12 protein-coding genes and 2 pseudogenes are annotated in these 13,098 nt (G+C 63.3%); 11 read left to right on the plus strand and 3 right to left on the minus strand.

All coding sequences use genetic code 11. The features are described 5' to 3' along the window. From AC3FKH_RS33100 to AC3FKH_RS33110, 3 genes are all read right to left on the minus strand, one after another. A partial coding sequence (locus tag AC3FKH_RS33100; protein ID WP_488679820.1) for an acetyl-CoA C-acetyltransferase occupies positions 1–1,015 on the minus strand: 1,015 nt, incomplete at its 3' end. A gap of 48 nt (positions 1,016–1,063) precedes the next feature. After that, positions 1,064–2,389, minus strand: coding sequence for an acetyl-CoA hydrolase/transferase family protein (locus tag AC3FKH_RS33105; RefSeq protein ID WP_488679822.1), 1,326 nt, complete (start codon positions 2,387–2,389; stop codon positions 1,064–1,066). Between the two features lie 23 nt (positions 2,390–2,412). Next, a complete protein-coding gene (locus AC3FKH_RS33110) occupies positions 2,413–3,306 on the minus strand; it encodes a MaoC/PaaZ C-terminal domain-containing protein (RefSeq protein ID WP_488679824.1) in 894 nt (297 codons plus the stop codon). Between AC3FKH_RS33110 and AC3FKH_RS33115 the strand changes: the two genes are divergently transcribed. The 11 genes and pseudogenes from AC3FKH_RS33115 to AC3FKH_RS33165 form a co-directional block, all read left to right on the plus strand. After that, the gene (locus AC3FKH_RS33115) at positions 3,305–3,559 is read left to right on the plus strand and encodes a hypothetical protein (RefSeq protein WP_488679826.1); all 255 of its coding nucleotides are present in this window, start codon (positions 3,305–3,307) and stop codon (positions 3,557–3,559) included. The genes AC3FKH_RS33110 and AC3FKH_RS33115 overlap by 2 nt on opposite strands. Next, complete coding sequence (locus AC3FKH_RS33120) at positions 3,556–4,722, plus strand: acyl-CoA dehydrogenase family protein (RefSeq protein ID WP_488679828.1); 1,167 nt, start codon at positions 3,556–3,558, stop codon at positions 4,720–4,722. The genes AC3FKH_RS33115 and AC3FKH_RS33120 overlap by 4 nt, the downstream gene beginning before the upstream one ends. 213 nt (positions 4,723–4,935) lie before the next feature. Then, the gene (locus tag AC3FKH_RS33125) at positions 4,936–5,244 is read left to right on the plus strand and encodes a helix-turn-helix domain-containing protein (RefSeq protein ID WP_488679829.1); all 309 of its coding nucleotides are present in this window, start codon (positions 4,936–4,938) and stop codon (positions 5,242–5,244) included. An 11-nt stretch (positions 5,245–5,255) separates the two neighbouring features. Beyond that, positions 5,256–5,477 (plus strand): annotated as a pseudogene (locus AC3FKH_RS33130) (IS630 family transposase); the annotation flags it as partial. 358 nt (positions 5,478–5,835) lie between these two features. Continuing rightward, positions 5,836–6,702, plus strand: a complete 867-nt coding sequence (locus AC3FKH_RS33135; protein ID WP_488679831.1) for an alpha/beta fold hydrolase — start codon at positions 5,836–5,838, stop codon at positions 6,700–6,702. Between the two features lie 154 nt (positions 6,703–6,856). Next, entirely contained in the window at positions 6,857–8,506 is a 1,650-nt protein-coding gene (locus AC3FKH_RS33140; RefSeq protein ID WP_488679832.1) for an AMP-binding protein, read from the plus strand. 6 nt (positions 8,507–8,512) lie between these two features. After that, a complete protein-coding gene (locus AC3FKH_RS33145; protein WP_488679834.1) occupies positions 8,513–9,289 on the plus strand; it encodes an SDR family NAD(P)-dependent oxidoreductase in 777 nt (258 codons plus the stop codon). A gap of 34 nt (positions 9,290–9,323) precedes the next feature. Then, positions 9,324–10,646: an ABC transporter substrate-binding protein gene (locus AC3FKH_RS33150; RefSeq protein WP_488679836.1), complete on the plus strand. Its 1,323-nt coding sequence runs from the start codon at positions 9,324–9,326 to the stop codon at positions 10,644–10,646. Beyond that, entirely contained in the window at positions 10,643–11,518 is an 876-nt protein-coding gene (locus tag AC3FKH_RS33155) for a branched-chain amino acid ABC transporter permease (protein ID WP_488679838.1), read from the plus strand. The genes AC3FKH_RS33150 and AC3FKH_RS33155 overlap by 4 nt, the downstream gene beginning before the upstream one ends. A 10-nt stretch (positions 11,519–11,528) precedes the next feature. Beyond that, positions 11,529–12,569, plus strand: a complete 1,041-nt coding sequence (locus tag AC3FKH_RS33160) for a branched-chain amino acid ABC transporter permease (protein ID WP_488679840.1) — start codon at positions 11,529–11,531, stop codon at positions 12,567–12,569. A gap of 23 nt (positions 12,570–12,592) precedes the next feature. Beyond that, positions 12,593–13,042, plus strand: a pseudogene (locus AC3FKH_RS33165) (ATP-binding cassette domain-containing protein); the annotation flags it as partial. Between the last annotated feature and the right edge of the window lie 56 nt (positions 13,043–13,098).

The raw sequence follows: 13,098 nt of genomic DNA on the forward strand, positions 1-13,098 counted from the left end.
CGTTCCAGTCCCAGCCCTTGAGCACGGCCAGCACCTGGCAGGCAAAGGCTTCGTTCAGCTCCACCAGGTCCATCTGGTCGAGCGTCAGGTTCAGGCGCTTGAGCAGCTTCTTCACCGCGGGCACCGGGCCGATGCCCATGTGGGACGGCTCGCAGCCTGCCGCGGCCCAGCCGACCAGCGACGCCATCGGGGTCAGGCCCAGTTCGGCCAGCTTGTCCTCGGCCACGATCAGGCAGGCGGCCGAGGCATCGTTCTGCTGGCTGGCGTTGCCGGCGGTGACGGTGCCGTTCGGCATCAGCGCGCGCAGCTTGCCCAGGCTTTCCATCGTGGTGCCGGGACGGTAGCCTTCGTCGCGCGCGAACATCACCGGATCGCCCTTGTGCTGCGGCACCTGCACTGGAACGATTTCGGCATCGAAGCGGCCGGATTCCCATGCGGCCGCAGCGCGTTCGTGGCTGCGCACGGAGAAGGCGTCGGCCTGCTCGCGGGTAATACCGTAGTCGCGGGCCAGGTTCTCGGCGGTCTCGATCATCCCGGAGATCTTGCCGAAGCGCTCGACCGGCTGCGAGCGCTCGCGGCCGCGGTCGAGGCGGTCGTAGAACTTCACGTTGCCCGAGCGCGAGCCCCAGCGCATGTCGGTAGTGTAGTACTCGATATTGCTCATGCTCTCGACGCCGCCCGCGATCACCACGTCGGCGGCGCCGCTTTGCACCATCATCGAGGCCGTGACGATGGCCTGCAGGCCGCCGCCGCAACGGCGGTCCAGCTGCATGCCCGGCACCTCTACCGGCAGGCCGGCCTGCAGCGCGGCCCAGCGGCCCACGCACGGCACTTCGCTGCTGGCGTAGGACTGGGCAAACACTACGTCGTCGATACGCGTGGGGTCGATGCCGCTGCGTTCCACGATGGCACGCACGGTGGTGGCGGCCAGTTCCTCGACGGACACGGGGCGCAGGCTGCCGCCGAAGGTCCCGACGGGGGTACGGAGGGGGGTAACGATAGCGGCTCGGCGCATGGAGTCTCCTTGGAATGTCTCTTGGGTAGGCGAAGAAGGGGGAGTAGGTCAGGCTGTGCCAGAAAGACCTGAGAGGCCGACGAAAACGGCACCGCACTGGCGCAGCAGGGTGTGGGCCTGGCGTTCCAGGTCCGCGCGGTGTTCAGGGGCGGCGATGTCCAACATGCGACGCACGCGCTGCGACAGGGTCTGGCCGCGCAGGTCAGCCACGCCGTGCTCGGTGACGATCAGGCCGGCATCGGAGCGGGGCGTGCTCACCGGGCCGGACAGCTGCGCCACGATGCGGCTTGCGCCCTTGGCGGTCGCGGGGAGGGCCACGATGGGCAAGCCGCCGCGGCTGCGTGCCGCGCCGCGCAGGAAGTCCACGGCACCGCCGACGGCACCAACATAGACGCCCGCGGCGACCTCGGCGTTCACCTGGCCGGTCAGATCGACCTCGATGGCAGAGTTGATGGCGGTCAGCTTGTCGATGCTGGCGAGCACCTCGGGGTGATGGGTATAGCTGGTCTCGCGCAGTTGCAGCTGAGGATTCCGGTGCGCCCAGCGCCGTACGCGCTCGCTGCCCATCAGGATGCCGCCGATGCCAACGCCCGTATCGATGGTCTTGCGCGCATTGGTCAACACGCCCGTTTCGGCCAGCGCCGCAATGCCGTCGCCGACTGCGCCGCTGTGCAGGCCCAGGTCACGGCGGTCGTGCAGCGCCGCGACCACGGCCTCGGGCAGGTTGCCGATGCCCATCTGCAGGGTCGCGCCATCCTCGACCCAGCCGGCGATGTGGCCGGCGATCGCCAGGTCAGCGGGGCCGGGGGCGCTGCGCTCCAGGCTGATCGGCGCATGCGCGGCATCGACCAGCAGGTCGATCTCGTCCACGGTCAGATGGCGGCTGCCATAGGTCCACGGCACCTCCGGGTTGACCTCGGCGATGATCACGCGGGCCCGGTCCAGCGCGGCGGGAATGTACTCATGCACCAGGCCCATGCTGTAGCGGCCTTCCGCGTCGGGCGGCGATACCTGCACCAGCACCACGTCCGCGCGCAGCGCGCCCTGCCGGATCAGGCCGGGCAGGTGCGAGTAGTGGCTGGGCACGATGTCGAGCACGCCGGCCCTGGCCAGCGCGCGGTGCGGGCCGCTGGCGGCGTAGCCGAAGAAATCGATCACGTCGGCCTGGGCCGGCTGCAGCGTGTCGGACTGGCCAATGCCGACAAAGACGCTGAGCCGGCCGCGCTGCGCCAGCGCGTGGCGGTGCTCGACCAGCGCGCGCGTCAGGGTCAGCGGCTCGGCGGTGGCCTGGCCCCACCAGATATGGTCGCCGGGGCGCAGCAGCGCCTGTAGCCCGGCGGCGAGGGAGTTCGGGTCCACGGTAGTGGGATTCATTTGCGGATTGGGCGAGCGCCGGTTCAGGCGATCTCGGCCCAGCCGTGGCTGAGCACGACCTTGTCGCGCTCGGCCACGCGGGCGCGCACCTGGTAGTGATTGGGGCTCTCCGGCGTGCGCCAGATCTCGGTGACCAGGGTCTCGCCGGGAAACACCGGCGCGGTGAAGCGGATATCGAGCGCGTGCAGGCGGGTGGGATCGCCCTCCGCGCACTGGCGCACCAGCGCATGCGCCACCAGGCCGTAGCTGGCGAGGCCGTGCAGGATCGGGCGCTCGAAGCCAGCGGCCCTGGCCACCGCCGGGTCGGCGTGCAGCGGGTTGAAGTCGCCCATCAGGCGATACAGGAGCGCGGTCTCGGGGCGGATCGCCTGCGTGTCGGTGAAGTCCGGCGCGCGGTCTTCCGGCGTCGGGCGCAGCGCCGGCAGCGGCTCGTCGCTGGGCTGGCCGCCGCCGAGCTGGCTGTCGCCACCGTCGCCGCGCAGGAAGCTGACCTGCTGCACCGTCGCCAGTAATTCGCCCCCGGCCGTTTCCAGGCGGCGTTCGGTGACCATGATGGCGCCTTTGCCTTCACCCTTGTCGGTCAGGTGCGTGATGCGGTTATGGCCGACGATATCTGCGTTGGCCGGCAGCGGGCGGTGTAGGCGCATGCGCTGTTCGCCATGCAGCAGCTTGACCCAGTCGATGCCGGTGTCGGCCTCGCGCGCCCAGAAGCCGGGATAGCCCAGCACTACCGCCTGCGACGGCAGCGTGCGCAGCCCGCCGGGGGCGCCTTCGAACACAAAGGGCAGGGCTGCCTCGTCCAGCGGATCGCTGCCCAGTCCAAGGCTGAGTGCATACAGCATGGTGTCGCGCTCGGTGTAGGTCTGGCGGACGGAGGCGAATGGACGCTGCTTGAGATGGTGGTAGCTGACTGCCATGTCCTTGTTCCTATGTGATCGTCAGGAAATTGCGCAAAGCATGTCGTCAAAGCAGGTTTTGCGCTATTTGACAATTCCAATGGTGGACTTTGGCGATTGCGAAAACGCGGGCTTAAGCGCGCTTGAAGGCGCGCTTTGGCAAAGGCTGATTGTCCGAATGGCGGATAGCCGCGACTATTGCTGCATCACGCTGGGATGGCCCGTGGTGTTCCCGGCAAGAGCAACCACGTTGACCGCCAAAGACTCGCCATGATCGAACAGACCCAATCCAATAACTTCCAGGAAATCCGCGATGCCGTCCGCGCACTTTGCGCAGAGTTTCCCGACGAGTACTTCCGCAAGGTAGACGAGCAGCGCGCCTATCCGGAGGCGTTCGTCAACGCGCTCACCGATGCCGGCTGGCTGGCAGCGCTGATTCCGCAAGAGTACGGCGGCTCCGGCCTGGGCCTGACCGAAGCGTCGGTCATCATGGAAGAGATCAACCGCTGCGGCGGCAACTCCGGCGCCTGCCACGGCCAGATGTACAACATGGGAACGCTGCTGCGGCACGGTTCGAAGGCGCAGAAGGAAAAGTACCTGCCGAAGATCGCCTCGGGCGAATGGCGCCTGCAGTCGATGGGCGTGACCGAGCCCACCACGGGCACCGACACCACCAAGATCAAGACTTCCGCGGTCAAGAAAGACGGCCGCTACGTGGTCAACGGCCAGAAGGTGTGGATCAGCCGCGTCCAGCACAGCGACTTCATGATCCTGCTGGCGCGCACCACGCCGCTGGCCGATGTGACGAAGAAGAGCGAAGGCATGTCGATCTTCATGGTGGACCTGCACGAGGCCCAGAAGAAGGGCCTGACCGTGCGGCCCATCCCCAACATGGTCAACCACGAGACCAACGAACTGTTCTTCGAGGATCTGGAGATTCCGGAGGAAAACCTGATCGGTGAAGAGGGAAAGGGCTTCAAGTACATCCTCGATGGCCTGAACGCCGAGCGCACGCTGATCGCGGCCGAGTGCATCGGCGACGGCTACTGGTTCATGGATCGCGTGACCAAGTACGTGAAGGAACGTGAGGTCTTCGGCCGCCCCATCGGCCAGAACCAGGGCGTGCAGTTCCCGATCGCCGAGTCATTTATCGAGATCGAGGCCGCGAACCTCATGCGCTGGAAAGCCTGCGAACTGTTCGACGCGCACAAGCCCATGGGCACTCAGGCCAACATGGCCAAGTACCTGGCCGCCAAGGCCAGTTGGGAGGCCGGCAACGCCTGCCTGCAGTACCACGGCGGCTTCGGCTTTGCCTGCGAATACGACGTCGAGCGCAAGTTCCGCGAGACGCGCCTGTACCAGGTGGCGCCAATCTCGACCAACCTGATCTACTCCTTCGTCGCGGAGCACGTGCTGGGGCTGCCGCGGTCGTTCTGAGAAGCGGTCCTCGCGCCGTGCGCGGCGGATGCTTCCGCACCGGCCCGCGCCGCACGGCGGTGGCCATGATCATGGCCACCGTCCGTCCGGTATCCGTGCGGGCCCTCCCCATCACCGGAACAGCATCATGCCGATCATCCGGCGGCCGATCTCCCAATACCTGCTTCAAGGGTGATCGGCGCCGCGGGGGCGCTTCGACACATTGACGGACTGGTGAAGCGAGAAACCGGCAACGAGTTCGTGGCCCGGACTGATCAAAATGCGCTGGCCGACGCGGAGCGCGCCGAGTTGACGAGGCCTTTTCTTTCGACGCTGACCAGCGTGAGGTTGGCGCATCGAGCACGCATCGTGCTGCTTGCCGCTGAGGGGATGCAGAGCAAAGACATTCCCGTGCAATTTGGCGTGGGCCGGGTGCTGGTCTCGCGCTGGCGCGAGCGCTATACCCAATCGCGGCCTGCGGCATTGAGCGTGACCTTCCGCGTGGTGCGCCGCCGGTCAACGTGGACATCGCTCGCCTGGTAGCGCTGACCGCCCGGAGCCAGCCTCAAGCGGCCACGTATTGGAGCACGCGCAAGATGGCCGCCGAGTTGGATGTTAGCGCGGCCAGCGTCTCGCGGCACTGGTGCGCCCACGGCCTGAAGCCCCAAGCCGTGCGTGAATTCAAGGTCTCGCGCGATCCGAAGTTCGCCCAGAAGCTTGAAGACATCGTGGGCCTGTACATGTCGCCACCCGAGCACTCACTTGTGCTGCAGATGAGAAGAGCTCGGTGCAGGCGCTCGGATAGCGCCACAGCGCGACCGCCAGTCGGCGGGCCAGCGCGACAATGCCGGTGCGTCGCGAGCGCTATCCGGAGCGGCAAATCGTTGACTAAACCGGGTGAGGCGAATCGGGGTTTACTCTCATTGAAATGCCTCGTCACCGACGCCAAACTTCATGAATGAACAGTCATTCAGTTTGGGGCGCGTGAAGTGTGACTTAGTCTGTACCCACGTGCAAGCGCCCGGGGGGTGCGCAGATTCGGGCAGCAATGAAACCGCTGAAGCAGCGTCAGACAGCCGGCTACGAAATACCTCTCAACGCATTCGCTTAACGAGCCAGAAGGAAACGCCATCCATGCCATACGTCCAACTCGAAGCCACGCCAACACAGCCCCCACTGTGCATACGGTACGAAGCGACGGGAGAACCCAGCGCGCCGCATACGCTTGTGTGCATTCACGAACTCGGGGGGGCGCTCGACACCTACCGAGAACTTGCGCAGCGCTTGGCGCCCACGTGCAGGGTGATCGCTTTCGATCAGCGAGGTGCCGGACTGTCCGAGCATCCGATCGCTGCCTTCACGCTCGGAGACTTGGTGGCGGATATCGAACGTCTGGTGCGGAAACTGGAGATAACAACGCCGTTTCACCTGATGGGGCTGGCGATGGGGGCCGTCACGGCCGTCACCTATGCCACATTACACAGCGACCGCTTGAGATCGCTCATCCTGTGCGACGGAACCGGTGAGATCGTGCCTGCTGCGTCGCGCTATATCGAGGACCGTGCGAATATGGTACGGCAGATGGGCATGCGGGCAGTTGTCGATGAGTCGTTCATGAACTCATTCAAAGGCATCCCGGACGCGAACACTGATCCGAGATGGCAGGCATACCGCTGCCGCTTCCTGTCCAATTCGCCGATGTCCTACGCGATGCACTCTGACGCCCTGGCCGGAGCGCATCTTGACGACGCAAGCCTACAGTCGATTGCATGCCCGACGCTTGTGATGACGGGCGTTGACGACTTCATCTGGCCGCCGAAGATCGGACGCCGGCTGGCGGAGAGAATCCCGGGGGCAACTTTTCGGATTCTGGAGGGCGCAGCGCATTTCCCGCCGGTTCAGGCGCCCGACGCTGTTGTTCAGGAGGTCGAGGCGCTTTTGGCCAGCATCGACCGCGGCTCAGAATCAGGGACTAGCGCGGTACGGGATCAGTTAGCGTAACGCCTCCCTCCACGTGCCATGGACATCAAGAGCATTCTCGAGGATCCACAGCTAGTCGCAATGCGACGTGGACAACTCGCGCGGGCTGCGATCAAGCTGTTCTCGCCTTAGATCGCGCAAGCGATGAAGTTGCGGGTTTAAGTCCAACTGAAAAATGAATGAATATTCATTCACTAATATCATGACACCTCTTCGTTTCGGGTTTCCAGAAGGCGGCATCGTTGACCCATCGGCCGATACCCTGCCGCTGCAAGACCGCGTTGCCGCCAAGTTGCTCGCACGGCAGGCGCAGGTGGTGCCTGACCGTCCTTTCGTATTCTTCAAGGGACAGTGGCTGACCTACGGCGAGGCAGATGCGCGTGCGAATCAAGTTGCCAACGCCCTCGCGGCGCAGGGCATACGGAAGGGCATGCGGGTAGGGGTTCTACTGCGCAACAGACTCGAGTTTCTCGACTTGTGGTTCGGCGTATCGCGGTTGGGTGCGATCCAGGTGCCGCTCAATCCGGAGTACCGAGCACCACAGTTGGAACACGTACTCCAACGTGCGCCCATTGAGATGGTGATTGCCGAGCACGATCTCATTCCGGAACTTCAGGTCGCTCTGTCAATGATTGACCGTCGGCCGAAGCTGATGACACTCGGCGCACACCCGGCATCTCGGGTAGGGCTGAGCTACGAAAGCGAAGTCGGATCGGCCTCGGCGCAGCCGCCTGTTGGAACGGTTGAGATCTCAGGAGCTGACGCGGGCGCCGTGATGAACACATCAGGCACGACCGGCCCTTCGAAGGGCGTGCTCCTATCGCATGCGCAGCAGTATGTGCTCGCCCGGACGATCGCCGCCGATATGGATCTGGGACCAGGCGACGTCTTCTACAACTTCTTTCCGCTTTTCCATAACACCGCACAGGCCATGATTACCATCCCGGTGCTTATGGTCGGGGCGCGGATGGTGCTGACGGAGCGCTTCTCGGCATCGCGCTTCTGGCCCGAGGTCGTCGAGTACGGGTGTACGGCTTTCTATTACATCGGCGAGATCATGCACATTCTGCTGAAGTCGACGACGCAGCGGGATGCAACAGGTTCCCGGCTTCGCATTGGCTGGGGAATCGGGGCACAGCCCAATGATTTTCTCGAGTTTCAAAAGCGCTTCCAGATTCCGCTGCGTACGGGCTACGGCTCCACAGAGGCGAATGTTCCTTGCGTACTGCCTCATGGCTCGAAGAAGGCAGACAGCGCGGGACGTGCTGTGCCGGGATTCGAGATCCGTATCGCCAACGAGTTGGGAGAGGCGGTGCCGGCGGGCGTTCAGGGCGAGATCCTCGTCCGTGCCAATGAGCCATTCGCCCTGATGCTTGGCTACGACGGGGATCCGCCTGCGACTATGGCCGCCTGGCAGCATCTGTGGCTGCATACCGGCGACGCCGCGACGATGAACGAGGACGGCGACATCGACTTCAAAGGACGTGTCAAGGATGCTATTCGCGTCAGAGGTGAAAACATCTCCGCTTTCGAGGTAGAGCAGGCCATCTGCGAGTTGCCGGAAGTGGCCGAGGTTGCCGCGATTGCCGTACCGGGCGAACTCGGCGGGGATGATCTGAAGATCGTCGTCGTCAAGAGGGAAGGTGCGGAACTCACTCCGGAGGACTTGATCGCGCATGCACAGTCGTGCCTGCCTCGCTACTCGATTCCGCGCTACGTGGAGTTTGTCAATGCATTGCCGAAGACGGCGACCAACAAGGTGCAGAAGCACGTACTCAGGTCGACGCCCTTCACGCCATCCACATGGGACCGCACCCGCGGCTAACAACCAATGACCAATTCGACAAGAAATGCCATGTTCAATCTAAAGGGAAAGACCGCAGTCGTCACTGGAGCGAGCCGCGGTATCGGTCGCAACGTTGCCTTGCGCCTCGCGGAGGCGGGTGCGGACATGATTCTATGGGGCCGTGACATCGAGGGCCTGCGTGAGACTGCCGCAGAGATCGAGGGCTTGGGGGCCAATGCTGCAACCCACGCGTTCGATGTCACTGACCGCGAAGCGGTCGAGTGTGCAACTGAGACGGCCATCAGGACCATGGGGAAGATTGACACCGTTGTCGTCAACGCTGGCCTGAACGAGCTAAAGCCGTTCCTTGAGCAGGAGCCGAGCGACTGGAATCGCATGATCGGCACCAACTTGTACGGTGCCATCCACACACTGCAAGCGGTTGGCCGGCACATGACGGAGCGAAAGTCCGGCAGCGTCATCACGATGGCCTCGATCTACAGTTTTGTGGGCGCACCGAGCAACAGCATCTATTGCCTCACCAAGGGCGGACTGCTGCAGCTTTCCAAGGCCCTGGCCGTGGAGTGGTCCCGCTTCAACGTGCGCGTCAACGCTATCTGCCCAGGATGGATCGAGACAGCGCTCACGGAACCGTACATGCGTGATGAAAGATCCGTCAATGCCGGACTGCGGCAGATCCCACTGCGCCGGTTCGGGCGTCCGTCGGATATTGGCCCGATGGCGGTTTATCTCGCGTCGGAAGAGTCGCAGTGGGTGACAGGCCAGAGCTTCGTCATCGACGGGGGGCAGATCGCCCGCTAGTTCTCTACGAAAACGACAATTGGCAGGAGACACCATGAACGACGAAAGAAAACAGGAAACCGACGCTCTCAAAGCAAGCGCTTCTCGCAGCACGCTGAGGCGTCGCGAGTTCATGCTCGGGGCCGCCTCAGCTGCCGCCTCGCTGGCGATGCCTTCGATCGTCAAGGCGCAGCCAAAGACCATCCCCATCGGTGTGGTCGTCGGTCTAACCGGCCGAGCCGGTCCGTGGGGAATCCCCGTGAGCGACGCCGTGCGGTTGGCGGTCGAGCAGATCAACGCATCCGGCGGCATCAAGAGCAAGGGCGGCGCCAAGATCGAGCTGATCGTGGCGGACCATCAGAGCAATCCACAGATGGCCGGCACGCAGACCGAACGCGTGATCCAGGTGAACAATGTGCTGGCGGTCATTGGCAACGCCACCTCCGGGGCGACCGTGGTCGGTAGCGCCGCGGCGGAGAAGAACAAGACGGCGATGCTGTCCACCGACCTGGCGGACGCGCTGACTGAACGGGGTCTAAAGTATTTCTTCCGCATCGGACCTCGTGCAAGCCTGTTGGCGGCCACGGCGGTGGAGTTCGTGCAGGCCACGGCCAAGTCGACCGGTGTCGTGCCAAAGCGAGTCGCGACGATTGCGGACGACACGACATTCTCGCAGTCTGCGATCAATGGCGTTCACGCGAAGCTGCCGGGTACCGGTTGGGCGGTCCAGGAAAAGATCTCTTTCCCAGCGGGGCAGGTGAGCGACTTTGCGCCCATCCTGCAGCGACTGCGGCTGGCCGGTGTGGACCTCATCTTCCATGCCACGTTCGCTCCGGACGGCATTCAATTGATGCGCACGATGAAGGCGCTCAACTATGACCTGATCGCATCGGTTCACGTAGCCGGTGCGCCCTATACGCCAGAGTACACCGCGAACCTGAAACAGGACTCGAACTTCGTGACCGACGCAGTTGGGTTCGTCCCTGAGCTCGTCGCCAAAAACGCCTTGCTTGACAAGTATGCACAAGCGTACAAGGCGAAGTTCAACCGAGATATCGACGACCAAGCTTCCCTGGCAGTCACCGCAGTAGGTGTGTTGTACGACGCGCTCGAACGGTGCTCAGACCTGAGCCGCGAGGCGCTGGTTTCTGCACTGCGCTCCACCGACCTCAACCAGGGCGCGAATCCATACGTGGTGCGCGATGGCGTGAAGTTCGACGCGAAAGGCGACAACGTCAAGGCTCGGGGTCTTGTTATGCAACTGCAAAACCAGCAGCAACGCATTGTGTATCCCGCGGAAATGGGGACATCCAAGGTGCTTTGGCCCATGCCAAAGTGGTCGGGGCGTCCGAGCTTACGTCGGGAGGACGCGCGATGATCTTCGATCTGCTGCTTGTCGGCGTGGCCAGCGGGGTGCTGGTCGGACTGGTGCTCGCATTGGTATCGACTGGCTTCAACCTAAGTCTGGGCGTCTCCCGTGTCGTGAACTTCCAGCACGGCGGCATGGTGTTGTGGTCGATGTACGGGGCCTATTTCCTGTGGGCCTGGAGCGGTAGCTCATTGAATCCATACATCACCGCACTTGTCCTGGTGCCGCTCGCGTTCGCCTTCGGCTATGCGCTGCACCGCTTGTTGGTCATCCGGTCCCTGTCAACCCTTGAGGACAGCCAGATTCTGTTCTCGATCGGCTTGCTGATCGCGATGCAGTACCTGGCTCAGTTCATGTTCTCGACTGACGCGCTTTCGTTGCCGGCCGACCAACTGCAAGGTTCGCTTATCGCCGGGCCCGTGATTCTGCAGTACTCGCAGTTGGCCGCAGGGGGCGCGGCCCTGGTCGTGATGATGGCGTTGCACTGGATGCTGGCCCATACCGATCTGGGACGATACCTCCATGCCTGTGCGCAGAACCCTACAGGTGCACGGGTCAGCGGGCTCAATGTCGAGCATCTCTCAGGCATGGCGATGGGCATCGCAGCGGCGTGCGCTGCGATCTCCGGGATCGCCCTGGTAACGCTGGCGCCGGTGTTTCCTGAACGCGCGTTCGAGTACGCGATCCTCTCGGTCGTCGTCTCGGTGCTCGGCGGGATGGGCAGCATGACTGGCAGCATTCTCGGCGGCTTGTTGGTCGGCGTGATTCTCTCGGTCTGTCAGGCGTTCGGTTACGGCGCCATAGCGCAGGCCATTGTGTACGGCCTTGTGTTCGTTGTGTTCCTCGTCCGACCGACGGGACTCGTCGGCTCGAAGGCATAGGAGATTGCTGATGCTTCCTATCACCTCTGTGGCTCAAGTGAGTCCCATGCAAGTTCGAAAGCTCAGATGGCTGGTGCCCATCCTGCTGATTGCTGTTCTGGTTGCGGTGGCTCCTTCTCTGAACCCGTATCACCTGCGGGCGCTGACGATGGGCCTGCTGTTCGGCTATCTCGCCGCGAGCTGGAATATCGTCGGTGGTTACGCTGGCCAGATGTCCCTGGGACATGCCATGTTCTTCGGTCTCGGCTCGTACTCGGTGGCGGTCCTGGCTAAGACCGATGCGCCACTGTTACTGGCATTGCCGGTGGCTCTGGCGCTGGCAGGACTACTCGCATGGGTCGTCGCGGCGATCTGCTTTCGGTATTCCCTGCGAGGCATCTACTTCGCGGTAGGCAGCTTGCTGCTGGCCGAGATCGCACGAATCGTCGTGGTGAACAGCGACGCGCTCGGACGGTCGCAGGGACTGGAGATACCGCTGCGCCCCGGTGTCCTCAATCTCGGGTTCGAGTCGAACCTGCCGTTCTTCTACCTCTATCTCGCCATGGTGCTGGCCATGGTCGTCGGCTGCCGATTGCTTGAGCGATCTCGCTTCGGCTACTCGATGATCGCATTGCGCGAGCAGGAGGAGGCTGCGAAAGCGCTGGCGATCGATGCCAATCAGGTGAAGCGGCGTGCTTTCGTGATCAGCGCGATGCTCACAACGGTCGGCGGCGTAGCCTATGCGTGTATGGTTCGCTTCGTCGAACCCGCCTACGACCTGTCTCTCGCTATCACGCTGGTGATGGTAATGGGAGCGGTGCTTGGAGGCAGAGGCACGGTGCTAGGACCATTGGTTGGCGGATTGGTCGTCGTCCTCGTGCAGGAGATCCTGACCACCATAGGAAGCGCAGTCGGAACCACCTCGGTCTCCGCATTGGCTCAGTTGATCTATGGGCTGTTCTTCGTTGTGATCTTACTGGCGTTCCCGCGCGGCATCGTAGGTGAGATCTTGAGTCGCAGGGCCGTCCGGCGGGCGGTTGCAGGGGCGGCCATCGTGGAGTCGACGCAATGACCATTCATGTCGAAAACGTCGGGATGCGATTCGGTGGGCTCACCGCCCTCGAGGGCGTGTCATTTAAAGCACCCCGCGATCGCATCGTGTGCATCATCGGCCCGAACGGCGCTGGCAAGACCACCTTGTTCTCGGTCTTGTCCGGCTTTCTCGTTCCGACTACTGGTGCGGTCAGGCTCGATAGCCGGGTACTCAGCGGCCTTGCGCCCTACGATGTGGCCCGCTTGGGCATTGCCCGCACGTTCCAGATCGTGCGCCCTTTCCTGGACCTAACCGTTCGGGACAACGTCATGGTAGGCGCCTTCGCTAAGGTTTCCCGTCACGGGGAAGCGACGGAGATTGCCGAGCGCGTGCTCGAAAAGGTAGGGCTTTACCACAAGCGCGACTTCCGGGCGTCCTACCTCACGCTGCCGGATCTCAAGCGACTCGAGGTAGCCAAAGCGCTCGCTATGGCACCAAGCTATCTACTTCTCGACGAGGTGATGGCCGGCCTGAATTTGAGAGAGCAGCATGACGTGGCGACCATGCT

The sequence above is a fragment of the Cupriavidus sp. 21MJTG02-4 genome (genome assembly GCF_057798975.1).